This window comes from Pseudomonas coleopterorum (assembly GCF_900105555.1).
Taxonomy (GTDB): domain Bacteria; phylum Pseudomonadota; class Gammaproteobacteria; order Pseudomonadales; family Pseudomonadaceae; genus Aquipseudomonas; species Aquipseudomonas coleopterorum.
Genome location: NZ_FNTZ01000001.1, coordinates 3060025 through 3081851, shown reverse-complemented (window position 1 = coordinate 3081851; position 21827 = coordinate 3060025). Strand labels below are relative to the sequence as shown.

General features: G+C 63.3%; 19 protein-coding genes. 7 read left to right on the top strand and 12 right to left on the bottom strand.

From position 1 onward, the window contains the following. The 7 genes from BLV18_RS13695 to gloB all read right to left on the bottom strand — a co-directional run bounded on the left by BLV18_RS13695 (position 1) and on the right by gloB (position 9833). Positions 1–1611, bottom strand: coding sequence for an ABC transporter ATP-binding protein (locus BLV18_RS13695; protein WP_090359269.1), 1611 nt, complete (start codon positions 1609–1611; stop codon positions 1–3). Between the two features lies 1 nt (position 1612). Next, positions 1613–2632 carry an ABC transporter permease gene (locus BLV18_RS13690; protein WP_049858843.1) on the bottom strand — a complete coding sequence of 340 codons (1020 nt, stop codon included), beginning with the start codon at positions 2630–2632 and terminating at the stop codon, positions 1613–1615. Between the two features lies 1 nt (position 2633). After that, positions 2634–3707, bottom strand: coding sequence for a microcin C ABC transporter permease YejB (locus tag BLV18_RS13685; protein WP_049858842.1), 1074 nt, complete (start codon positions 3705–3707; stop codon positions 2634–2636). A gap of 1 nt (position 3708) precedes the next feature. Then, a complete protein-coding gene (locus BLV18_RS13680) occupies positions 3709–5541 on the bottom strand; it encodes an extracellular solute-binding protein (protein ID WP_090359267.1) in 1833 nt (610 codons plus the stop codon). Beyond that, positions 5538–7370 (bottom strand): extracellular solute-binding protein, encoded by a 1833-nt coding sequence (locus BLV18_RS13675; protein ID WP_090359265.1) that lies wholly within the window; start codon positions 7368–7370, stop codon positions 5538–5540. The genes BLV18_RS13680 and BLV18_RS13675 overlap by 4 nt, the downstream gene beginning before the upstream one ends. A 138-nt stretch (positions 7371–7508) precedes the next feature. Beyond that, on the bottom strand, positions 7509–8954 hold the full coding sequence (locus BLV18_RS13670; RefSeq protein WP_090359263.1) for a lytic transglycosylase domain-containing protein: 1446 nt from the start codon (positions 8952–8954) through the stop codon (positions 7509–7511). Between the two features lie 99 nt (positions 8955–9053). After that, positions 9054–9833, bottom strand: a complete 780-nt coding sequence (gene gloB / locus BLV18_RS13665) for a hydroxyacylglutathione hydrolase (protein WP_090359260.1) — start codon at positions 9831–9833, stop codon at positions 9054–9056. Between the two features lie 81 nt (positions 9834–9914). On the opposite strand from gloB, the gene BLV18_RS13660 reads away from it, so the two are divergent. The 4 genes from BLV18_RS13660 (at position 9915) to BLV18_RS13645 (ending at position 12595) form a co-directional block, all read left to right on the top strand. Further along, positions 9915–10685 (top strand): methyltransferase domain-containing protein, encoded by a 771-nt coding sequence (locus BLV18_RS13660; RefSeq protein ID WP_090359258.1) that lies wholly within the window; start codon positions 9915–9917, stop codon positions 10683–10685. Continuing rightward, positions 10685–11137: a ribonuclease HI gene (gene rnhA, locus BLV18_RS13655; protein WP_043185945.1), complete on the top strand. Its 453-nt coding sequence runs from the start codon at positions 10685–10687 to the stop codon at positions 11135–11137. The genes BLV18_RS13660 and rnhA overlap by 1 nt, the downstream gene beginning before the upstream one ends. 150 nt (positions 11138–11287) lie before the next feature. Next, the gene (gene dnaQ, locus BLV18_RS13650; protein WP_090359256.1) at positions 11288–12019 is read left to right on the top strand and encodes a DNA polymerase III subunit epsilon; all 732 of its coding nucleotides are present in this window, start codon (positions 11288–11290) and stop codon (positions 12017–12019) included. Positions 12020–12037: 18 nt separating this feature from the next. After that, the gene (locus BLV18_RS13645; RefSeq protein WP_090359254.1) at positions 12038–12595 is read left to right on the top strand and encodes a GNAT family N-acetyltransferase; all 558 of its coding nucleotides are present in this window, start codon (positions 12038–12040) and stop codon (positions 12593–12595) included. Here the strand turns inward: BLV18_RS13645 and BLV18_RS13640 are convergent. Both BLV18_RS13640 and BLV18_RS13635 read right to left on the bottom strand, forming a co-directional pair. Further along, on the bottom strand, positions 12578–13480 hold the full coding sequence (locus tag BLV18_RS13640; protein WP_090359252.1) for a LysR family transcriptional regulator: 903 nt from the start codon (positions 13478–13480) through the stop codon (positions 12578–12580). The two genes, BLV18_RS13645 and BLV18_RS13640, sit on opposite strands and share 18 nt — an antisense overlap. A 61-nt stretch (positions 13481–13541) precedes the next feature. Next, on the bottom strand, positions 13542–13751 hold the full coding sequence (locus BLV18_RS13635) for a hypothetical protein (RefSeq protein WP_043185963.1): 210 nt from the start codon (positions 13749–13751) through the stop codon (positions 13542–13544). Between the two features lie 175 nt (positions 13752–13926). On the opposite strand from BLV18_RS13635, the gene BLV18_RS13630 reads away from it, so the two are divergent. Together BLV18_RS13630 and BLV18_RS13625 are read left to right on the top strand one after the other, a co-directional pair. Then, a complete protein-coding gene (locus BLV18_RS13630; RefSeq protein ID WP_056843571.1) occupies positions 13927–14478 on the top strand; it encodes an NADPH-dependent FMN reductase in 552 nt (183 codons plus the stop codon). Positions 14479–14591: 113 nt separating this feature from the next. Further along, a complete protein-coding gene (locus tag BLV18_RS13625) occupies positions 14592–15296 on the top strand; it encodes a YebC/PmpR family DNA-binding transcriptional regulator (protein WP_090359250.1) in 705 nt (234 codons plus the stop codon). A 362-nt stretch (positions 15297–15658) separates the two neighbouring features. Here the strand turns inward: BLV18_RS13625 and BLV18_RS13620 are convergent, their stop codons facing one another. Then, entirely contained in the window at positions 15659–16945 is a 1287-nt protein-coding gene (locus BLV18_RS13620; protein ID WP_090362285.1) for a leucine-rich repeat-containing protein kinase family protein, read from the bottom strand. A gap of 157 nt (positions 16946–17102) precedes the next feature. Between BLV18_RS13620 and BLV18_RS13615 the strand changes: the two genes are divergently transcribed. Then, positions 17103–18980, top strand: coding sequence for a propionyl-CoA synthetase (locus BLV18_RS13615; protein ID WP_090359248.1), 1878 nt, complete (start codon positions 17103–17105; stop codon positions 18978–18980). A gap of 8 nt (positions 18981–18988) precedes the next feature. On the opposite strand, the gene zapE is transcribed toward BLV18_RS13615, so the two are convergent. Together zapE and BLV18_RS13605 are read right to left on the bottom strand one after the other, a co-directional pair. Then, positions 18989–20092 carry a cell division protein ZapE gene (gene zapE, locus BLV18_RS13610; RefSeq protein WP_244156864.1) on the bottom strand — a complete coding sequence of 368 codons (1104 nt, stop codon included), beginning with the start codon at positions 20090–20092 and terminating at the stop codon, positions 18989–18991. 27 nt (positions 20093–20119) lie between these two features. After that, the gene (locus BLV18_RS13605; protein ID WP_192001493.1) at positions 20120–21262 is read right to left on the bottom strand and encodes a M14 family metallopeptidase; all 1143 of its coding nucleotides are present in this window, start codon (positions 21260–21262) and stop codon (positions 20120–20122) included. Between the last annotated feature and the right edge of the window lie 565 nt (positions 21263–21827).

Here is a 21827-nt window from a genome sequence, read left to right as displayed (position 1 = left end):
TTAATCGACAGCCGTTGGGGCCAAAAAGGCTGCTTCCAACAGCTGCTGTGTATAAGGGTGCTGCGGCGCGGCAAAGATCTCCCGCGCCGCCCCTTGTTCGACGACCTGACCGTGCCTGATCACCATCAACTGGTGGCTCAGCGCTTTGACTACCGCCAGGTCATGGCTGATAAACAAATAGGTCAGGTTGTATTTCAGTTGCAGTGAACGCAACAGCTCCACTACCTGGCGTTGAACGGTGCGGTCGAGCGCCGATGTGGGCTCGTCCAGCAGGATCAACGCCGGCTTCAAAACCAAGGCCCGGGCAATGGCGATACGTTGCCGCTGCCCGCCGGAGAACTCGTGAGGGTAACGATGCCGGGTCTGTGGGTCCAGCCCAACCTCTTCGAGCGCGGCAATGATAGCCTGTTCCTGCTCGGCTTCGTTGCCGATCTTGTGTATTCGCAGGCCTTCGCCGACGATCTGGCTCACGCTCATCCGAGGGCTGAGGCTGCCGAAGGGGTCCTGGAACACTACCTGCATCTGCTTGCGCAGCGGGCGCACCTGCTGCTGGGGCAGGCCGTCCAGGGCCTCACCCTGAAAGCGGATCGAGCCACGGCTGGCGATCAAGCGCATGATAGCCAGGCCCAGCGTCGACTTGCCCGAGCCACTTTCGCCGACGATGCCCAGGGTCTGACCACGGGGCAGCTTGAACTGGATGCCATCGACGGCCTTGACGTGATCCACGGTGCGCCCCAGAAACCCCTTTTTGATGGGAAACCAGACGCGCAGGTCGTCGATCGACAGAATCGGCTCGCCGATCCGCGTTGCCGCAGGCGCTCCGCTGGGTTCGGCCCCCAGCAGCACCTGTGTGTACGGATGCCGTGGTGCACGAAACAATTCTTCGCAGCTAGCCTGTTCGACGATGCGACCGCGCTGCATGACACATACCCGGTGTGCAATTCTCTTCACCAGGTTCAGGTCGTGGCTGATCAGCAGCAAGGCCATGCCCAGTCGGGCCTGCAGTTCCTTGAGCAATTCGAGGATCTTCAGCTGCACCGTCACGTCGAGCGCGGTCGTGGGCTCGTCGGCGATCAGCAATTCAGGTTCGTTGGCCAGGGCCATGGCGATCATCACGCGTTGACGCTGGCCACCTGACAATTCGTGGGGCAATGCCTTGAGCCGTTTGTGCGGTTCGCCGATGCCGACCAGTTCCAGCAACTGCAGGGTGCGCTGGGTGGCGGCTGCTCCGGTCAGCCCTTTGTGCAGAGCGAGCACTTCGCCGATCTGCTTGCCGATGTTGTGCAGCGGGTTGAGCGAGCTCATCGGCTCCTGGAAAATCATGGCGATGCGATTGCCGCGAATCTGCCTGAGTTGTTTTTCCGGCAGCGTCAACAGATCGCGACCATTGTAGGCAATGGTGCCGCTGGGGTGCTGGGCGAGCGGGTAGGGCAGCAGGCGCAGGATGGAGTGCGCCGTCACCGATTTGCCCGAGCCACTTTCGCCCACCAGCGCCAGGGTTTCGCCCCGGCGGATATCGAAGCTGATGTTCTCGACCACGCGTTGGCGGCTCTCACCGGCGACGAACTCGACGGCCAGGTCGCGGACCTCGATCAGATTGTCCTGGCGCATGTCATTTCCTCGGGTCGAAGGCGTCACGGGCGGATTCGCCGATGAACACCAGCAGGCTGAGCATCAGGGCCAGCACGGTGAAGGCGCTGATGCCCAGCCAGGGCGCTTGCAGGTTGGACTTGCCCTGGGCCACCAGCTCGCCCAGCGACGGTGAGCCAGCAGGCAGGCCGAAGCCAAGAAAATCCAGCGCGGTCAGGGTGCCGATCGCGCCGGTGAGGATGAACGGCATGAAGGTCATGGTCGAAACCATGGCGTTGGGTAGGATATGGCGAAACATGATGGCGCCGTTCTGCATGCCCAGCGCGCGGGCGGCGCGCACGTATTCCAGGTTGCGGCCACGCAGGAACTCGGCGCGGACCACGTCCACCAAGCTCATCCAGGAAAACAGCAGCATGATGCCCAGCAGCCACCAGAAATTGGGCTGCACGAAGCTGGCCAGGATGATCAGCAGGTACAGCACCGGCAGGCCGGACCAGATTTCAAGAAAACGCTGGCCGGCCAGGTCCACCCAACCGCCATAGAAGCCTTGCAACGCTCCGGCGATCACCCCGATGACCGAGCTGGCGATGGTCAGGGTCAGGGCGAACAGCACCGAGATGCGAAAGCCGTAGATCACCCGCGCGAGCACGTCGCGGCCCTGGTCGTCGGTGCCCAGCCAGTTCTGCGCGGACGGCGGCGCCGGTGCCGGTACGCTGAGGTCGTAGTTGATGCTCTGGTAGCTGAACGGAATCGGCGCCCACAGCGTCCAGCTCTGCTTGGCCGCCAGCAGCTCACGGATGTAGGGGCTCTTGTAGTTGGCTTCCAGGGGAAACTCGCCGCCGAAGGTGGTTTCCGGATAGCGCTTGAAGGCCGGGAAATACCATTCGCCGTCGTAGCGCACCGCGAGCGGTTTGTCGTTGGCGATCAGCTCGGCGCCCAGGCTCAGGCCGAACAGCACCAGGAACAGCCACAGCGACCACCAGCCACGCTTGTTCGCCTTGAACCGCTCGAAGCGGCGTCGGTTGAGGGGAGACAGGTTCATCTCAATGCTCCCGGTGGCCAAAGTCGATGCGTGGATCGACCAGGGTGTAGGTAAGGTCGCCGATCAGTTTCACTACCAGCCCCAACAAGGTAAAGATGAACAGGGTGCCGAACACCACCGGGTAGTCGCGGTTGATCGCGGCCTCGAAGCTCATCAGGCCCAGACCGTCGAGGGAGAAGATCACCTCCACCAGCAGGGAGCCGGTAAAGAAGATCCCGATGAAGGCCGAGGGGAAGCCGGCGATCACCAACAGCATGGCGTTGCGGAACACATGGCCGTACAGCACACGATGATTGCTCAGGCCCTTGGCCTTGGCAGTGACCACGTATTGCTTGCCGATTTCGTCGAGGAAGCTGTTCTTGGTCAGCAGCGTCATGGTGGCGAAGTGGCCGATGACCAGCGCGCTGACCGGCAGCACCAGGTGCCAGAAGTAATCAAGTACCTTGCCGCCCCAGCTCAGCTCCTCGAAATTGTTGGAGGTCAGGCCGCGCAACGGGAACCAGTCCAGGTAGCTGCCGCCGGCGAACACCACGATCAAGAGGATGGCGAACAGGAACGCGGGAATGGCGTAGCCGATGATGATCGCCGAGCTGGTCCAGACATCGAAATGGCTGCCGTGGCGGGTGGCCTTGGCGATGCCCAGGGGGATCGACACCAGGTACATGATCAAGGTGCTCCACAGGCCCAGCGAGATCGAGACCGGCATCTTTTCCACGATCAGGTCGATGACCTTGGCGTCGCGGAAAAAGCTGCTGCCGAAGTCCAGTCGCGCGTAGTTCTTGATCATGATCCACAGGCGTTCGGGCGCCGGCTTGTCGAAGCCGTACATCTTCTCGATTTCCTGCACCAGGGCCGGGTCCAGGCCCTGTGCACCGCGGTAGCTGGAACCGGCAACCGCGACTTCGGCGCCGCCACCGGCGATGCGGTTGGTGGCGCCGTCGAATCCCTCGAGCTTGGCGATCATCTGTTCCACCGGCCCGCCAGGCGCGGCCTGGATGATGGCGAAATTGATGATCAGGATCCCCAATAGGGTGGGGATGATCAGCAGCAGTCGGCGCAGGATGTAGGCCAGCATCTTATGGCGTCCCTGAAGGCGTGGTGGTGACCGCAGGCGTGGCCTGGGGCTTGCTCCACCAGGTTTCCACGCCGATGTCGTAGCGCGGCGTGATGGCGGGGTGGCCGATGTGGTTCCAGTACGCCACGCGCCAGGTCTTGATGTGCCAGTTGGGGACCACGTAGTGGCCCCATAGCAACACCCGGTCCAGGGCGCGGGTGTGGTCGATCAGGTCCTGGCGCGAGGAGGCATTGATCAGGCCCTCCACCAGGCTGTCGATGGCCGGGTCCTTGAGGCCCATGAAGTTGCGGCTGCCCGGCTTGTCGGCACTGGAACTGGCCCAGTACTCGCGCTGCTCGTTGCCGGGCGAGGTGGACTGGGCGAAGCTGCCGACCATCATGTCGAAGTCGCGCGAGCGCACCCGAGTGACGTATTGCGAGACATCGACACGCCGGATCACCAGTTCGATGCCCAGATCCGCCAGGTTGCGCTTGTAGGGCAGCAGCACCCGGTCGAAGTCGGCCTGGGTCAGCAGGAACTCGATCTTTACCGGTGTGCCCTGGGCATCGACCATCTTGTCGTCGACGATGCGCCAGCCGGCCTCCTGCAGCAGTTTGTAGGCTTGGCGTTGCTGCTCGCGCAGCATGCCGCTGGCGTCGGTGACCGGGTTGCTGAACGGCGTATCGAAGACGCGTTCGGGAATCTGTCCGCGCAGCGGTTCGAGGATGTTCAGTTCGGCCGGGCTGGGCAGGCCGGAAGCCGCCATCTCGGAGTTCTCGAAATAGCTGTCGGTGCGCAGGTAGGCGCCGTTGAACAGTTGCTTGTTGGTCCACTCGAAATCGAACACCAATGCCAGGGCCTCGCGCACGCGCACGTCCTGGAACAGCGGCTTGCGCAGGTTGAAGACGAAGCCTTGCATGCCGGTCGGGTTGCCGTTGGGGATTTCCTCGCGCAACAGGCGTCGCTCGCGCACTGCCGGGATATCGTAGGCAGTGGCCCAGTTCTTCGCGCTGCTTTCGAGCCAGAAGTCGAATTGTCCGGCCTTGCCGGCTTGCAGGGCCACGGTGCTGTCGCGGTAGTACTCGATATCGAGCACATCGAAGTTGAACAGCCCGCGGTTCATCGGCAGGTCGCGTGCCCAGTAGTCCTTGACCCGCTCGTAGCGTATCGAGCGACCTGCCTTGACCTCGGCGACCTTGTAGGGGCCGCTGCCCAGGGGAATGTCCAGGCTGCCCTTGGTGAAGTCCCGGCCCTGCCAGAAATGCTTGGGCAGTACCGGCAGTTGACCGAGGATCAGCGGCAGTTCCCGGTTGTTGCTGTGCTTGAACTTGAACAGTACCCGCAGCGGGTCTTCGGCGACGACGTCGGCGACATCGGCGTAGTAGCCTCGGTAGAGCGGCGAGCCGCTTTGCATCAGGGTCTGGAAACTGAACACGACGTCTTCGGCGCGCATGGGCTGGCCATCGTGGAAACGCGCCTCGGGACGCAGGTAGAAGCGCACCCAGCTGTTGTCCGGGGCTTTCTCGATGCGGCCGGCCACCAGGCCGTACTCGGTGAAGGGCTCGTCCAGACTCCGCCGCGCCAGGGTGTCGTAGATCAGGTCTATGTCGTCGGCAGGCACACCCTTGCTGATGAAGGGGTTGAGGCTGTCGAAGCTGCCCACGCCTTTCTGGCGAAAGGTACCCCCCTTGGGGGCGTCGGGGTTCACGTAGTCATAGTGCTCGAAGTCCGCAGGGTATTTGGGCGCTTCGTCGTACAGCGTGAGTGCATGCTGCGGCGCGGCGTGCGCCACGCTGGCGGCGATGCACAGCGCGACAGCGCTCAGGGCCTTGCTCAGGGCACGTAAGGGCATCATCGAATCTTCTCCGTAGGCTTGATCCACCAGGCACTCAGGCCCAGGGTGTACGGCGGGGTGGTGACGAAGGCCAACCGGCTGCGGTACGCCAGGCGGTGGTAGTCCAGGTACCAGTTGGCAACCATGTAGTGCTGCGACAGGAGCACGCGGTCGAGCGCCCTGGCGGCGGCCACCTGGTCGTCGCGGCTCTGGGCGGCGAGCAACTGTTCGAGCAGACGGTCGACCACCGGGTTGGCGATGCCTGCGTAATTCTTGCTGCCGCGCACGGCGGCCTGGCTGGAGTGAAAGTACTGCCATTGCTCGAGCCCCGGACTCAGGGTCTGCGGCAGGGTCAGCGAGATCATGTCGAAATCGAACTGGTCCAGGCGCTGCTTGTACTGCGCGCGGTCCACGCTGCGCAGGTTGGCCTGCACGCCGATGCTGGCCAGGTTGGCGACATAGGGGCCCAGGATGCGCTCCAGATTGGAATTGACCAGCAGGATCTCCAGGCGCAGCGGCTGCCCCGCGGCATTGCGCAGGCGGTCGCCCTGCAACGTCCAGCCGGCCTCGCCAAGCAGGTGCAGGGCCTGGCGCAGCGCGGCCCGGGGAATGCCATTGCCGTCGGTGGCGGGCATGCTTGGCGCCTCAAGGAACAAGGCCGGGCTCAGCGCGCTTTTGTACGCCGACAACAGCAGCCGTTCCTTGCCGCTGGGCAGGCCGGTGGCGGCGAATTCACTGTTGGGGTAGTAGCTTTCGGTGCGCCGATAGGCGCCGCTGAACAGGGCGCGGTTGGTCCATTCGAAATCCAGCAGCAGGCCCAGCGCCTCGCGCACGCGTGGATCGCTGTAGGCCGGGCGACGGGTATTGAAGAACAGGCCCTGGGTCTGCGTCGGGATCTTGTGGGGGATCTGCGCCTTGATCACTTCCCCGCGGCGCACGGCTGGAAAGTCGTAGCCGTTGGTCCAGTTCTTGGCCTGGTGCTCGATGTAGATGTCGAACTCGCCCGCCTTGAACGCTTCGAAGGCTACGTCGCTGTCCCGGTAGAACTCCACTTCCATGCGGTCGAAGTTGTACTTGCCGCGATTGACCGGCAGGTCCTTGCCCCACCAGTTTCGATCCCGCTCCAGCACCAGCCTTCTGCCCGGCACCACCTGGGTGATCCGATACGGGCCGCTGTTCACCGGCGCCTCGAAGGTGGTGGCCTGGAAGTCCCGACCTTGCCAGTAGTGCTTGGGCAGGATCGGCAACTCGCCCAGGCGCAGGATCAGCAGCGGGTTGCCCGAACGCTTGAACACGAAGCGGATCCGCGTCGGGCTCAGCACATCGACCCGCAGCACTTCCTGCAGGTTGGTCCGGTACATCGGATGACCCTGGCTCAACAGCGTTCGGTAGGAGAACGCCACGTCCGCGCTGGTGATCGGATGGCCATCGTTGAAGCGCGCCTGCGGCCTGAGGTTGAACACGACCCAGCTGCGGCTTTCGTTGTATTCCACCGATTGGGCGATGAGGCCGTAGCTGGAGGTGGGTTCATCACCCGAAGGCGCGTATTGCCCGGTGCCGACCATCAACGGCTCGTTCAGCTCGTTGATGCCGTACTGCAGGAAGTTGGCGGTCTGGACCGGGCTGATGCCCTTGAAGGTATAGGGGTTGAGCGTGTCGAAGGTGCCGAAGGCCATCGTGCGCAAGGTGCCGCCCTTGGGAGCGTCGGCGTTGACCCAATCGAAGTGGCTGAAGCGAGCCGGGTATTTGAGCGATCCGAATTGCGCATAGCCGTGGCTCTGGGTGATCGTCGCGTTGGCACAGGTGCTCAACGCAAGGCCCAGCAGGCTGAGAAGGAGGGGACGCATCAATTCATGAATCCGAACCGGTCGGCAATGACTTTGTTGCGCTTACAGTAACAGTTTGTCTCAGCAGGAAGAAGAGTGGTGGTGGCATTCGGCTGGCCCTGCAACGTCCGCCAGGGCGGATCGTTGCGGGGTCAGGCGCCCTCAGCGACGGTTCAGATAGACCGTGAGGGTCTGGCCGGGCTTGAGCGCATGTCCGCTGCGCGGATTCCAGCGCTTGAGGTGCTGCATCTCGACATTGAAGCGCTTGGCGACCAGGTACAGCGAATCACCCTTGCGCACCTTGTAGGTGGTGGTTTTCTGCACATCGCTGGCGGCCGACCCGGCCTTGGCCATCACCCGGCCCTTGGCTTGCGTCTCGGCCTGCATCACCAGGGTCTGGCCGACCTTGAGGTTCTTGCCGGTCAGGCGGTTCCAGCGCTGCAGGTCGCGGGTGTCGACCTTGTTCGCCTTGGCGATCGACGCCAGGTTGTCGCCGCGGCGCACGGTGTACGACTTGGGCCGGCTGGGCTGCACCACCGCCACTTCGTCGAAGACGCGTTGGGCGGGCGCCAGGGTCAGCAGTTCTTCGGGCTTCATGTTCGACAGGCTGGCGGTCAGCAATTGCGCCTTGGCCGTGGGCACCAGCAGGTGCTGGGTCGGCTCCATGGTCACGCGCTTCTTGAACGCCGGGTTGAGCTGGAACATCTCGTCTTCGTCGATGCCGGCCAGTGCCGCCACGCGGGACAGGTCGACGCGCTGGTTGACCTCCACCACATCGAAGTACGGTTGGTTGGCGATCGGGTTGAGGTTCACACCGTAGGCTTGAGGCGACTGCACCAGTTCGGCCAGGGCCAGCAGCTTGGGCACGTAGTCACGGGTTTCCTGCGGCAGTGGCAGGTTCCAGTAATCGGTGGGCAGGCCCAGTTTCTCGTTGCGCTCCATAGCCCGGCTGACCGTACCTTCGCCGGCGTTGTAGGCCGCCAGGGCCAGCAGCCAGTCACCGTTGAACATCTCGTGCAGCTTGCTCAGGTAGTCCAATGCCGCGCCGGTGGAGGCGGTGACATCGCGACGGCCGTCGTAGAAATTGGTCTGGCGCAGGTTGAAGTAGCGACCTGTGGAGGGGATGAACTGCCACAGTCCGGAGGCATCGGAGCGCGAGTAGGCCATGGGGTTGAACGCGCTTTCGATGACCGGCAGCAAGGCCAGCTCCAACGGCATGTCGCGTTCTTCCAGGCGCTCGACGATGTAGTGCATGTACAGGCTGCCGCGACCGCTGGCGCTTTCCAGGAACGACGGGTTGCTGACGAACCACAGGCGCTGCTGCTCGACGCGCGGGTTCATGGCGATGCTGTCTTGCAGCTGGAAACCGTCGCGGATGCGCTCCCACACATCGTGCGGGGCCTTCTTGGCCTGGGCCTGGTTGACGAAGATCGGCTTGGGCCGCACGTGGGCGGTCAGCGCATGGGGGCGGGCGTCCTGGCCAGTGCCTGAAGAGACGCTCGCCGTGCTCTGGCAACCGGCCAGACCGGCGCACAGGGTGACCGCGATCGCTTGGGCCAGTCGCGTCAATGCGTCGGACTTGAGGGTTGTGCGTATGGATGACGACATTGGCTGGAGGATAGTTCCGCGCGAAAATGTCGGGCGATTCTAGAAAGTGACCGAAGGTCGGTCAACCTTTGAGAAATTTCCGACACAAATCAGCGGCCTTCAGAACTTATCTTTCCAACTACGTAAGGTTGCGAACACCGCCTGCGCCGTGCCATGAGCCGTTCCGGCCCGTTCGTCCGCTTTTTGTTTAACGGATGTTTCAGCGACCCGCAGAAAAGGGTTCGTACGCTTTTCAAGGCCGATCGAAGTGGGCAGGGTGATAGCGTTCCGCTCACGCAACGCGGTGACCTCTTGCAGCCGCTGAACGATGTCGGGATTGCCTGGCTCGACCGCCGCGGCAAATTTCAGGTTGCTCAGGGTGTACTCGTGGGCGCTGTAGACCTGAGTGTTGTCGGGCAGTTGGGCCAGGCGCGACAGCGAGGCGTGCATCTGCTGCGGCGTGCCTTCGAACAGGCGACCGCAGCCGGCGGCGAACAGCGTATCGCCCGGAAACAGCAGGGGCTGGGTATCGCTGGCGTGATAGAAGGCGATGTGGCCTGCCGTGTGCCCCGGTACGTCGTGCACCTGCAGGTGCAGGCCGAGCACGTCCAGGGTGTCGCCGTCGTGCAGCGCGCGGTCGCGGGCCGGTATCGATTCCTGGGCGGGCCCGCTGACATGGGCGCCGGTGCGGCGCTTGAGCGCCTCGACGCCGCCCACATGATCATTGTGGTGATGGGTGATGAGGATGTCGGTCAGGCGCATGTCGGGGTGGGCATCGAGCCATCGCTCGACCGGCCCGGCGTCGCCCGGATCGACCACTGCACATTCGCCCGCCGCAGTGTCTTGTAACAACCAGATGTAGTTGTCGGAGAAAGCGTTCAGCGCTTGAATCTGTATCATGGCTCGGTTCGCTTGATTTCGATTAATGGTCCATCTTAGTGCCGCGTCGGCGCTAGGTGAACCTCAGCGTGGGAGATCGTCATGTCCGATACCGCCTTTGCCCAGGCCGACCCACAGTGGCTGGACCTGATCGGCCAGGCCCGCGAGTGGTTCGCCGGGCCGCATGGCCAGTTGCTGCTGCGTGAGGAGCAGCGCCTGCTCGAGGAGGAGCTGGCGCGTTTCTTCGGTGGTTACCTGGTGCACTACGGCCCCAGCGCCGAGCCGCCACCAGTGGCCGGGCAGATCCACCGCAACGTGCGCATGGGCGCGCCGTTTCCTGGAGTCGAGATCGTCTGCGAGGAACAGGCCTGGCCCCTGGGCGAACACGCCGCCGACGTCGTGGTGCTGCAGCACGGGCTGGATTTCAGCCTGTCGCCCCATGGCCTGCTGCGCGAGGCGGCCAGCGCGGTACGGCCAGGCGGGCACCTGCTGATCGTCGGCATCAACCCGTGGAGCGCCTGGGGCGCACGCCGAGTGTTCGCCAAGGACGCCCTGCACAAGGCCCGCTGTTTCTCCGCCTCGCGGGTCGCCGACTGGCTCAACCTGCTGGGCTTCGGGCTGGAGAAACGCCGGTTCGGGTGTTATCGTCCGCCGCTTGCTTCGCCCAGCTGGCAGGCGCGTCTCGCCGGTCTGGAGCGGGTTGCCGGCAAGTGGCAGAGCGGCGGCGGAGGCTTCTATATATTGGTCGCGCGCAAGATGGTGGTGGGGCTGCGGCCACTGGTGCAGCAACGCCGCGAGCCCATGGGCAAGCTGTTGCCGCTGCCGATGGCCAAGGTCAACCGAGACAATCCGAACATCGATGGAAAAGCCTGATGAGTGACACTGTGGAAATCTTCACCGACGGCGCCTGCAAGGGCAACCCCGGCCCGGGTGGCTGGGGTGCGTTGCTGGTGTGCAAGGGCGTGGAGAAAGAGTTGTGGGGCGGCGAAAGCACCACTACCAACAACCGCATGGAGCTGACCGCCGCCATTCGCGGCCTCCAGGAGCTCAAGCGTGGCTGCAGCGTGCTGCTGGTGACCGACTCCGAATACGTGATGAAAGGCATCAACGAGTGGATGGTCAACTGGAAGAAACGCGGTTGGAAGACCGCCGCCAAGCAGCCGGTCAAGAACGCCGACCTGTGGCAACAGCTCGATGAACAGGTCAATCGCCATGAAGTGAAATGGCAGTGGGTCCGCGGCCACAACGGCCATCCGGGCAACGAGCGCGCCGATGACCTGGCCAACCGCGGGGTCGATGAAGTGCGGGGGATGCGTCAGGCTTAGCCAGGCAGCCAGTCAGGTAGCCCGAGGCAGGTCGCTGGGAGCGCCTGCCGTGCTGTGCTAGAGTTTCACCGCATGCGGTTCGATCTTCTCGAACCGACAGATCTTCGTTTTACCCCCGATTTCTGCTTACCCGCTCGAGAGTTTTTGCCCATGGCCGTTCGTTCCGTAGTATTCGACACCGAAACCACCGGTATGCCGGTCACCGATGGCCATCGCGTGATCGAGATCGGCTGCGTCGAATTGATGGGACGCCGGTTGACCGGGCGCAACTTTCACGTCTACGTGCAGCCGGACCGACCCAGTGACGAGGGTGCCATTGGCGTGCACGGCATCACCGACGAGTTTCTGGTCGGCAAGCCTCGTTTCGCCGAGGTCGCCGACGAATTCTACGAGTTCATCCAGGGCGCCCAGATCATCGCCCACAACGCGACCTTCGACGTCGGCTTCCTGAACAACGAATTCAAGATCGCCGGCATGCCCGAGCGGGCCAACATTGCCGAGTACTGCACGGTGATCGACAGCCTGGCGATGGCGCGCGAGCGTCATCCGGGGCAGCGCAACAGCCTCGACGCGCTGTGCAAGCGCTACGGCATCGACAACTCCGGGCGTGAACTGCACGGCGCGTTGCTCGACTCGGAGATCCTCGCGGACGTCTACCTGGCCATGACCGGGGGGCAGACCAGCCTGTCGCTTGCAGGTAACGCCAGCGATGGCGACAGCAGCAGCCAGCAGGGCAGCGAGATCCGTCGCCTGCCTGCGGACCGTCGGCAGACGGCTATCATCCGCGCCACCCAGGCCGAGCTCGACGAGCACATGGCGCGCCTGCAGATCATCGCCAAAGCCGCCGGAGCCGATGCGCTCTGGACGCAACTGGGCTCATAGGCCACCTCGGCGCACTCGGTGACGTTCTCTGCGCAAGTGTGCATCCGACTGGCCGACGCCAGCTTCGACGACTATGTACTGGGTGCCGATTTCAGTGCCCAGGTGTCAGGCTACGCCTCGCCCGAGTTCAACCGACCGGTAGCCGATTGGCCCCTCAGGTCCATACGGGCCTATCGCAAGGACTATGGCATCGATCCGGCCGAGTTCGCCTGTTATCGCGAGCCCGACACTGGCGGCGCCATCTTCATGGCCTGGCTGGGTGAGAAAGCGGTCGGTCATGTGGTGGTCAGTCGGCACTGGAACAACCTCGCCTATGTCGACGAACTGGCCGTAGATGCCTCGGCGCGCGGCTTGGGTGTGGCCAGATCGCTGCTGGACGTGGTGCGATTCTGGGCCGTGAAGCAAGGCCTGCCGGGCATCATGCTGGAAACCCAGAACAACAACCTGCCGGCCTGTCGTCTTTACGAGCGTTGCGGTTTCCGCCTGGGCGGTATCGATTATCTGCGTTATCAGGCGATCGATGCGGCCAGCCACGAGACGGCGCTGTTCTGGTACCGGTTATTCGCGGACGGGTGAGAGCAACGCTTGGGCATTGTGGGCGATGATTTCCAGCAGGGTCTTCTCGGCTGCCGAGCTCGACCCTGCGTTGCGCGTGAGGGCGTACAAGGTCACCGGCACGGCGGGTGACAATGGGCAGGTGTCCAGCCCCTGATCACGCGCATCTGCCGCAGTGAACGGGTCGACGATGGCCAGGCCTTCGCCGGCTGCGACCATGCTGCGCATCAGCGGATAGGTCTGCACCCGCGTGTGGATTCGCGGCGGTGGATTGAGCGATTGCAGCTTGTGCTCGAGCACCAGGCTCAGCGGATCTTCCCCTTCCAGGCCGATCATCGCCTGTCCCGCCAGCTCATGCAGCGCGATGTAGCGATGCTTGGGAGAAAGCCATCCCTGTGGCGCCAGAAGCTGCACCTTGCCCTCGGCCAGGACTTGACTGCTGATGGAGGAATGCTGGGGGCAGTGCAGGCTGAGGCCGACGTCGGTCTGGTGCAGCAGCAGACTGCGCACCATCTCGTCGGTGTTCTGGATCCCCAAAGTGCATGGCGTTTCACGGAAGCGTCGGCGCAGGGTCGCGATGCTCTGCGGCAACAACTGGTGAGCCAGGGACGCCGTGCACACCACGTGCAAACTAGGGTCCTGGTGCTCGCGCAAACCGTCGGCCAGCCGTTGCAAACGTTCGACCTGAGTCTGCACCGCGGCGATGTCGGCCTGCATGCGCAGGGTTTCCGGCGTGGGCTGGACATGGCCGCGGACCCGTGCGAACAGCAGAAACCCCAGTTGCCGTTCGGCATCGTGCAGGGTCTGCTCCAGGGTTTGCGTGGAGATATCGAGCATCTGCGCGGCGCTCTTGAGTTCGCCGGTCTGGCAGAGCGCCTGGATGATTTCGATGTGGCGCAGTCTCATGCGCAGTCCGTACCAGCTAAGGGTTCGGCGGGTATGCTAACGCAAATCGGTGCACGGACGATCAAGGGATTCGGATGATTTCCACGCCGCTCTGCACCAGTTGAAAACGGTCTTCGCCCAGGTGATTGACGCGATCGCCGATGGCCAGCTTGTAGGTGGAGGTCGGCGCGCTGCCTTCGACCGCCGGGGTCGATTCCTGAAACTCATGCACCGGGTAGATGCGACCTTCCGCATCGCGTGCATGAAATTGCCCAACCAGCACTGCAGCCATTTTATTTCCAACCTCTGAAGAATTTTGCGCGTATCTCGCTGGCACTGTAGACCTCTGTTTATTCAGGTAGTTTTGCCAGCGAGGAAAAATAGTGCGGGTTCCGGACTGGTGGCGGACAAACCGGGCCAAGTCATCTATAACTACCCCTCGATCAATCCACTACGAGGGTAACGACATGAGCAAGGTCTATTCGGTTGCGGTACTGGTCGGCAGCCTCAGGAAGGATTCCATCAACCGCAAGGTGGCTCTGGCGCTGCAGGCCATGGCGCCTGACAACCTGGCGCTGAAGATCGTCGAAATCGGCGATCTGCCGCTCTACAACGAAGACATCGATGTCACGCCCCCCGCTGCTTATAACACCTTTCGCCAGGCGCTGGGCGAAGCCGATGCCGTGCTCTTCGTCACGCCCGAGTACAACCGCTCGGTGCCGGCGCCGTTGAAGAACGCGATCGACGTGGGTTCGCGCCCCTATGGCCAGAGCCACTTCACCGGCAAACCAGGCGCGGTGATGAGCGTCTCGCCCGGCGCCGTCGGTGGTTTCGGGGCCAACCAGCACCTGCGCCAGTGCATGGTGTTTCTCGACGTGGCGATGATGCAGCAGCCCGAGGCGTACCTGGGGCACGCCGGTGGCCTGTTCGACGAGAACGGGCAGGTGGTGGAGAAGAGCCGGCCATTCCTGCAGGGTTTCATCGATGCGTTCGGGCGCTGGGTGGAACGCGTGGCGTGATGGTGGGCCCGGCGGATTTTGGTCGATCCGCTCCCGGCGGGCAGGTAAACTGCGCCGCAACGCGCGGGCAGCAGTCGCCCGCGCATGGGTCAAGCGAACAAGAGAGCGGGTAAATGGGCGCACAGTGGAAAGCTAAACATCGTGAAGCAGCAGCCAACGCCAAGGGGCGGATCTTCGGCAAGCTGTCCAAGGAAATTTCGATCGCGGCACGTTCCGGTACCGATCCGGACACCAACGCCCGCCTGCGATTGGTGATCGAACAGGCCAAGAAGGCCTCGATGACCCGCGAGACGCTAGAACGCGCCATCAAGAAAGGCGCCGGCGTGGGCGACGATGCAGTCAACTACACGCTGGTCAAGTACGAAGGCTTTGCGCCGCACCAGGTGCCGGTGATCGTCGAGTGCCTGACTGACAATGTCAACCGCACCGTCTCGCAGATTCGCGTGCTGTTTCGCAAGGGCACACTCGGCGCCGAGGGTTCGGTGTCCTGGGATTTCCATCACTATGGGATGATCGAGGCGACACCGGATTCGGCTGATGTCGATGCCGAGGAAGCGGCCATTGAAGCCGGTGCTCAGGAAGTCGAGGCGGCCGATGAAGGTGCGTTCCTGTTCCTGACCGAGACCACCGATCTGGACGCTGTCTGCAAGGCATTGCCGGGCCAGGGCTTTACCGTGGTGTCGGCGAAGATCGGCTACGTGCCGAAGAACCCGGTGACCCTGGACGATGCCGCGCAGCTGGCCGAAGTGGAGGATTTCCTCGATGCCATCGACGGTAACGATGACGTGCAGAACGTCTATGTAGGCCTGGCCGGCTGATTTTATCGGCGCCTGCGGTGCATCAGGTTGATCGCATGTACCGCCGACGCGGCTCGCGCCGCTGCTACAGGGATCGGCGCCTGCCATGGACGTGGGTTTGCGCCGCGGTGGGATCGGCGCCTGCCGTGGGCGTGGATTTGCGCCGCCGTGGGATCGGCGCATGCCGTGGGCGTGGGTTTGCGCCGCCGTGGGATCGGCGCCTGCCGTGGGCGTGGGTTTGCGCCGCCGTGGGATCGGCGCCTGCCGTGGGCGTGGGGTTGCGCCGCGGTGGGATCGGCGCACGCCGTGGGCTTGGGTTTGCGCCGCCGGTGTAGCAGCGGCGCGAGCCGCGTCCGGGTTCGGCGCGGTAGGTCGGGCTGGACTCAGGCGTCCAGGCTTCGGGTGATTTCCGCGAAGCTGGGGCGGGCCAGGACCTGAGGCTGGACGCATTGGCGTTGCAGCGTCCATAGGCCGTCGTCCACTTCGTTGCAACGCGTCATTAACTCTTCGAACAGCAGGCCGAAGGCGCGGACTTCGATACGCTCCAATGCCTGTGATACCTCACCGCCGTCGCCGGGGTAGAACGAGGCGCCGCCGAAATCGCCGAACAGGCACTCGCCACTTTCCTGCCACAGCACGTTGTGGGCGTAGAAATCACCGTGGTTGATCCCGCGCGCATGCAGATGGGCGCCGACGCCGGCCATACCCCGCAGCAAGCGTAAGAGAGCATCGCGATCGATGGTGAAATCGGCCGAGTAGATGTCGCGCGTGCAGGACGCCAGGCTCGGCGGTCCTGCCAGGTTGGCAAACGACGGATCGATCAGGGCCATGACCAGCCCGGCGGTACCGTCGGGATGCCCGCTCAGCCGGCCCAGTACCTCGATCAGTTGCGGATGCTCACCCGCGGCCATGCAGGCGTTGATTTCGTTGACCGGTGAACCGTCGCTGGTCATCGCTCCTTTGTACAACTTCACGGCCACCGGCTGCCCACTGTCCAGATGGGCGCGGTAGATGATCCCCGAAGCGCCTTCCCCCAGCTGCGCGTCCAGGCGCAGATCTTCCCAGGCGATGTGTCCGCGCGTGCCTTCGCTGTGCGGTGTGGTGAAGGCTTCGCTCATCGGGTTGCCGGCATAGGCCAGCCAGGCCAGCCGCGGCAGGCGCAGCAGCCAGTCGGGCAGGGCCGGCAGACGGTTGGCCGACAACCGCAGCAATTCGAGGTTTTCCAGTTGCGCCAGGCTGTCGGGCAAGGCCTGCAGACGGTTGCCCGAGAGCATCAGCTTCTGCATCTGCCGACAGTTGCCCAGTGCATCGGGCAAGCGTTCGATACGGTTGTCGGTGAGAATCAGCCAGCGCAACTGAGCAGGCAGCGCTTCTGCCGGCACGTGTTCGATCCGGTTGGCCTTGAAGCCCACCATGCTCAACTGCGGACAGCGCCCGATGCAGGCGGGCAACTCGGTAAAAGGATTGTCCGAGCAGAACAGCACCTTGAGCTTGTGCAGCCGGTGCAGGTCATCGGGCAGGCGGGTCAGCGCGTTGCCGCTGAGGTTGAGCACCTCCAGGCTGTCGGCCAGGGTGAAGATGGCCTGGGGGAATTCGGTCAGGCCGCAGGACAGGTCCAGTCGGGTGGCGCCAGCCAGTTGGCCGGCTTCGAGCAGCTCGGGGGTATTCATGGGACAACCGTCGTCAAGGAAATCGCGGTGGCCATCATAGCGGTTCGTGGGCATCTCGCCACGTTCGTCGTTCGACCTTGGTCGGCTGGCAGCTCGGCCAACGCCAGCCATACTCAATGCTCGCCCTTCAATAACAACAATCCAGGGTTGGCTATCGATGAACTATCAGCAAGCGTACGCGCGCTCCATTTCCGACCCGGCCGGGTTCTGGGCAGAACAGGCCCGGTCGGTCGCTTGGTCGCACCCTCCGCAGCACGTGCTCGATGTACAGCCAGACGGCACCCACCGCTGGTTCGCCGACGGCCGTCTGAATACCAGCTATCTGTGCCTGGACCGGCAGGTGGCACTCGGCCGTGGTGCACAGACGGCGCTGATCTACGATTCACCGGTGACCGGGGTACAGCAGCGCTTTACCTATCAAGAACTGCTCGACCACGTGGCGCGCCTTGCGGGCGTGCTCACTCGCCTGGGCGTGGGCAAGGGTGATGGCGTGGTGATCTACATGCCGATGGTGCCCGAGGCGGCCATGGCGATGCTGGCCTGCGCGCGGATCGGCGCGGTGCATTCGGTGGTGTTCGGTGGCTTTGCCGCCAACGAGCTGGCGCTACGCATCGACGACTGCCGGCCCAAGCTGCTGCTGACGGCCTCCTGCGGTGTGGAATTCGACCGCGTGATTGCCTACAAGCCTCTGGTGGACAAGGCCCTGAACCTGGCACGTCACGCGCCACAGCAAGTGCTGGTACTGCAACGGCCGCAGGCCCTGGCGCACCTGCAGAGCGGGCGCGATCTGGACTGGCAGACGCAGTTGCAGGATGCAGAACCGGTCGCAGCCGTGGACATGGCCAGCGGCGATCCGCTGTACGTGATGTACACCTCCGGCACCACCGGCAAACCCAAGGGCATCGTCCGTGAAACCGGTGGCAACGCGGTCGCCCTGACTTTCACCATGGGCGCCATCTACGGGATGCGCGCGGGCGATGTATGGTGGGGGATTTCCGATGTCGGCTGGGTAGTGGGTCACTCGTTGATCGTCTACGGACCCTTGATGTGCGGCTGCACCAGCATTCTCTATGAGGGCAAGCCGATTCGCACGCCCGATGCCGGCAGCTACTGGCGCGTGATCGAGCAATACCGGGTCAATGCGCTGTTCTGCGCGCCCACCGCCATGCGCGCGATTCGCAAGGAAGACCCGGAGGGGCGGTTGTTGCGCGACTATGACCTGAGCTCGTTGCGCCAGTTGTTCCTGGCTGGCGAGAAGCTCGATTCCAGTACTCACCGCTGGCTGGAAGAGCAGACCGGCAAGCCGGTCCACGACCACTGGTGGCAGACCGAAACAGGCTGGCCGGTAACCGCGCCCTGCATGGGCCTGGAGGGCTCGGCAGTGCGTGTGGGTTCGAGCAACCGGGCGGTTCCGGGCTATCACGTGCAGGTCCTGGACGAGCAGGGCGAGCTGCTGGCGCCGGGCGAGCAGGGCGCCATCGTCATCGCGCTGCCGTTGCCGCCGGGGTGCAGCCAGACCCTGTGGGGCGATCATTCGCGCTACCTGCAAAGCTATCTGGAACGCTACCCCGGCTACTACCACACCGGCGACGGCGGTTACCTGGACGCCGACGGCTATGTGCACATCATGGGGCGCACCGACGATGTCATCAACGTCTCGGGCCATCGGTTGTCGACCGGTGAAATGGAAGACCTGGTTGCCCGCCATGCCGACGTGGCCGAGTGCGCCGTGATCGGCGTCAGCGATGAAATCAAGGGTGAAGTGCCGTTGGCGCTGGTGGTGCTCAAGGACGGCAGTGACGTGAGCCCCAGCGTGCTGCAGGCGCAACTGGTGGCGCAGGTACGTGAATCCATTGGCGCGCTGGCCTGCCTGCAACGGGTGCTGGTGGTCAAGCGCCTGCCCAAGACCCGCTCGGGCAAGATCCTGCGCGCTGTATTGCGCAAGATTGCCGCGCAAGAAGTGTTCGTCGCCCCCTCGACCATCGACGACCCGACGATACTGGAGGAGATCGCCCAGGTGCTCGCCGCGCGTTAGCCGAGCTGTTACCGGGGCGGTTGTTCATCGAGCAGGATCAACTGCCCCAGTCGACTGCGTGTGCGCATCAGGTCGATGACCGAACCGGCCAGGCTCTCGGCCAGCGGGCGTTCGCCTATCAGTATCAAGGTCTTGTCCTGGTCGTACAGCACGTCGATGAGGTTGATGAAGCGTTGCTGCACAGCGGTCGAGCACTCGTCCAGCAGCGGCAGATGGTCGATGCTCCACCGCTCGAAACGTTTGCACAGCGCCAGGTAGTCGATGACCGCAGTGGGTTCTTCACAGAGGTCGGCGAAGGTGAAATGGACACGGTTGTCGTCGATCAGGCGCGCGCGTAGCTGGCGATTGCCGACGTCCAGCGGCACCGGCTCCAGATCCGCTGGCGGCAGTTGCAGCCGCGCCCGCTGCGCAGCGGTGCCGGGCCATACATAGTGGCCGCGGGTGAAACGTTGTTGCGGTCGTTCCTGAGACAGGCTGCGGTAATCGGTGGCGCCGCCGACTTCCAGTACATCCATCCGGGCGTTGATCAGTTCGATAACGGGCAGGAAACGCTGGTGATAGAGGGGGTTGGGCAGCAGGCCTTCGGGTGGGTAGTTGGAGGTCACGACCAGCAGGATGCCTCGCTCGAACAGCGCCTTGAATAGCCGCGTGATGAGCATGGCGTCGCCGATGTCGTGCACATGGAATTCGTCGAAACACAGCAGACGACAGTTCTCCAGCAGCTCATCCAGGGTAGTCGCCAATGGGTCGACGGCCTGCCGATGGCGGAACATGCCCTGATGCAACTGGGCGAAAAAATCATGGAAGTGCAGGCGGCGTTTTTCTTCCAAAGGAGCTGCCCTGAACAAGCCATCGAGCAGCCAGCTTTTGCCGCGCCCCACGGCGCCGTGCAGGTACAGACTGCGCACCGCCGTGCCCTGCAGCAAGGCAGGCATGCGCTCGGCCATGCTGGCGATGACCCGCGTTTGATCGGCACCCAGGGTGTAGCCCGATTGCCTGGCCCGTTCATCGAACCAAGTCTGCAACGCCACAGCGGCGTCGCTGTTTTCAGCCTTCGGCTCGGGTTTGAACAGGCGTTTGTACAGGGCGTGCAGCGACGGTAATGCGGTCAATCGGGGTGCTCCATGACGAACCGTGGGTCAACGCAGACCGGAGACCATTTGCGCAAGCACACTCAGCACATCGCCGCCCAGTCGCGCGGAGCGCTGGCCGTTCCAGCCGGTATGACTGTCCGGGGCGTCGTCGTGATCCTTGAACGGCATTTCCAGGGTCAGCGACAGGCAATCGAATCGCTCGCCGACGCTGTTGCAGGCCAGGGTCATGTTGGCCTCGCCCGGTTTGTCGCGGGTGTAGCCGTGTACTGCCTGGAAGTCGGGGGTACGGGCGCACAACAGGTCGCGGAAGGTCTGTTCCAGTTGGGCGATGCGTGGGGTATAGCCAGGGTTGCCTTCGCAGGCGGCGGTGAACACGTAGGGGATTTCTTCGTCACCGTGGGCGTCGATGAACAGGTCGACGCCATGCTTGTCCATCTGCTGCTGAACGAAGAACACTTCGGGCGTGTATTCGGCGCTTGAATCCTGCCAGGCGCGGTTCAGGTCGCGACCGCGGGCATTGGTGCGCAGATGACCGTGCACGGCGCCATCGGGATTCATGTTCGGGACCAGGTACACGTCGGCCTTCTCCAGCAGCGCCTGGACCTCGGCATCATTGGCCTGCAGGCGATCGATCACGCCTTCCATGAACCACTGGGCCATGTGCTCGCCCGGATGCTGCTGGGCGATCAGCCACAGCCGACGCTTGCCCGGCGCACCATCGCCCTTGCGCAGGAGCGGTATTTCCCGCCCTTCGCAGCTTTGCCCCACGGCCAGGAGTTGCAGACCGGCCTGCATGACGGCGCGATCGATCAGGGCGTCGTGGCGCTCGCGGCTATAAGGCTCGAAGTAGGCAAACCACATGTCGCTGTTCTGCGCTTCCAGACCGAAGCGCAGGGCTTGGCCGTCGAAGGTGCTGGGCACGCGGAACCAGTGCTTCTGATCGCAAGAGGCTACGGCATGGTAGCCGTGCCAGGCGTGTCCGTAAGAGGACTGCGCGGCGTTCTGCAACCTGAATTCGTAGCGCTGGCCAACCTGCAGCGCTGCGGCCTTGAAGTGAAACCACTGGAAGTGCGCGCTCTGACGGTCCGGGCGAATCGCCAGGTGCACGTCGAGCGGATCGCGTGCGTCGATGACTTCGATGTTGCCGCTGTCGAAGTCGGCACTGATCTGCGGGGAGGGGCGGGTCACGGTTGTGTTCCTGTACCTGAATTCTTGTACCGCCACTGTACACCGAGCAGTGGGCCATCCCGCAACTAGCGCACGAACTTCTTTCATGCTTTTCGCAATGAGGTGCGACGTCGTTGAATCGATGACAGGCCGGTTAAGGGATGGTTCGTGCAACTTGAAGTCGGGGTCAATGCTGGGCAGAGGCGAAGTCGGAGACGTCTTTTTATTTTTTGCACAAACTAATGCTGTGCTGTTTTTTTCCGGATTAACGATGTTGGGTGATAGCGGTCTGATATCGCGAAATTGTTATAAATCGTCAGCCCATGAGCGCCCTGACGTACTAGCCTATTGCTTATATGGCGCAGAGCCATAACGTCGACAATATATAAGGTTTTCAGAAAAGTCGACCTAGGACAGGCAGTTAGAAGTTTAAGGTGGGCGCGCCATGGAATCATGTCAATTATTCATCATGCAGCGGGATTGCTACGGATGAATCGTTTCGTCTAGCGACTTCCCGTTCGGGATACTTATTGGAATACACCTTGAATCACTGGCGCTGGCAATCGCCGCGTGCAGGTGAAGTTGC

Excerpts from the sequence above, each read along its gene's own strand:
- BLV18_RS13635 (WP_043185963.1), bottom strand. The coding sequence starts at position 13,751 with ATGGCTGCAGTGCTGGTTGGGCAATTTCATGCACGCGATGCGGAAGGT.
- dnaQ (WP_090359256.1), top strand. The coding sequence starts at position 11,288 with ATGGCCGTTCGTTCCGTAGTATTCGACACCGAAACCACCGGTATGCCG.
- BLV18_RS13640 (WP_090359252.1), bottom strand. The coding sequence starts at position 13,480 with ATGAGACTGCGCCACATCGAAATCATCCAGGCGCTCTGCCAGACCGGC.
- BLV18_RS13620 (WP_090362285.1), bottom strand. The coding sequence starts at position 16,945 with ATGAATACCCCCGAGCTGCTCGAAGCCGGCCAACTGGCTGGCGCCACC.
- BLV18_RS13660 (WP_090359258.1), top strand. The coding sequence starts at position 9,915 with ATGTCCGATACCGCCTTTGCCCAGGCCGACCCACAGTGGCTGGACCTG.
- BLV18_RS13670 (WP_090359263.1), bottom strand. The coding sequence starts at position 8,954 with ATGTCGTCATCCATACGCACAACCCTCAAGTCCGACGCATTGACGCGA.
- BLV18_RS13630 (WP_056843571.1), top strand. The coding sequence starts at position 13,927 with ATGAGCAAGGTCTATTCGGTTGCGGTACTGGTCGGCAGCCTCAGGAAG.
- BLV18_RS13685 (WP_049858842.1), bottom strand. The coding sequence starts at position 3,707 with ATGCTGGCCTACATCCTGCGCCGACTGCTGCTGATCATCCCCACCCTA.
- BLV18_RS13680 (WP_090359267.1), bottom strand. The coding sequence starts at position 5,541 with ATGATGCCCTTACGTGCCCTGAGCAAGGCCCTGAGCGCTGTCGCGCTG.
- rnhA (WP_043185945.1), top strand. The coding sequence starts at position 10,685 with ATGAGTGACACTGTGGAAATCTTCACCGACGGCGCCTGCAAGGGCAAC.
- gloB (WP_090359260.1), bottom strand. The coding sequence starts at position 9,833 with ATGATACAGATTCAAGCGCTGAACGCTTTCTCCGACAACTACATCTGG.
- BLV18_RS13615 (WP_090359248.1), top strand. The coding sequence starts at position 17,103 with ATGAACTATCAGCAAGCGTACGCGCGCTCCATTTCCGACCCGGCCGGG.
- BLV18_RS13695 (WP_090359269.1), bottom strand. The coding sequence starts at position 1,611 with ATGCGCCAGGACAATCTGATCGAGGTCCGCGACCTGGCCGTCGAGTTC.
- BLV18_RS13690 (WP_049858843.1), bottom strand. The coding sequence starts at position 2,632 with ATGAACCTGTCTCCCCTCAACCGACGCCGCTTCGAGCGGTTCAAGGCG.
- BLV18_RS13625 (WP_090359250.1), top strand. The coding sequence starts at position 14,592 with ATGGGCGCACAGTGGAAAGCTAAACATCGTGAAGCAGCAGCCAACGCC.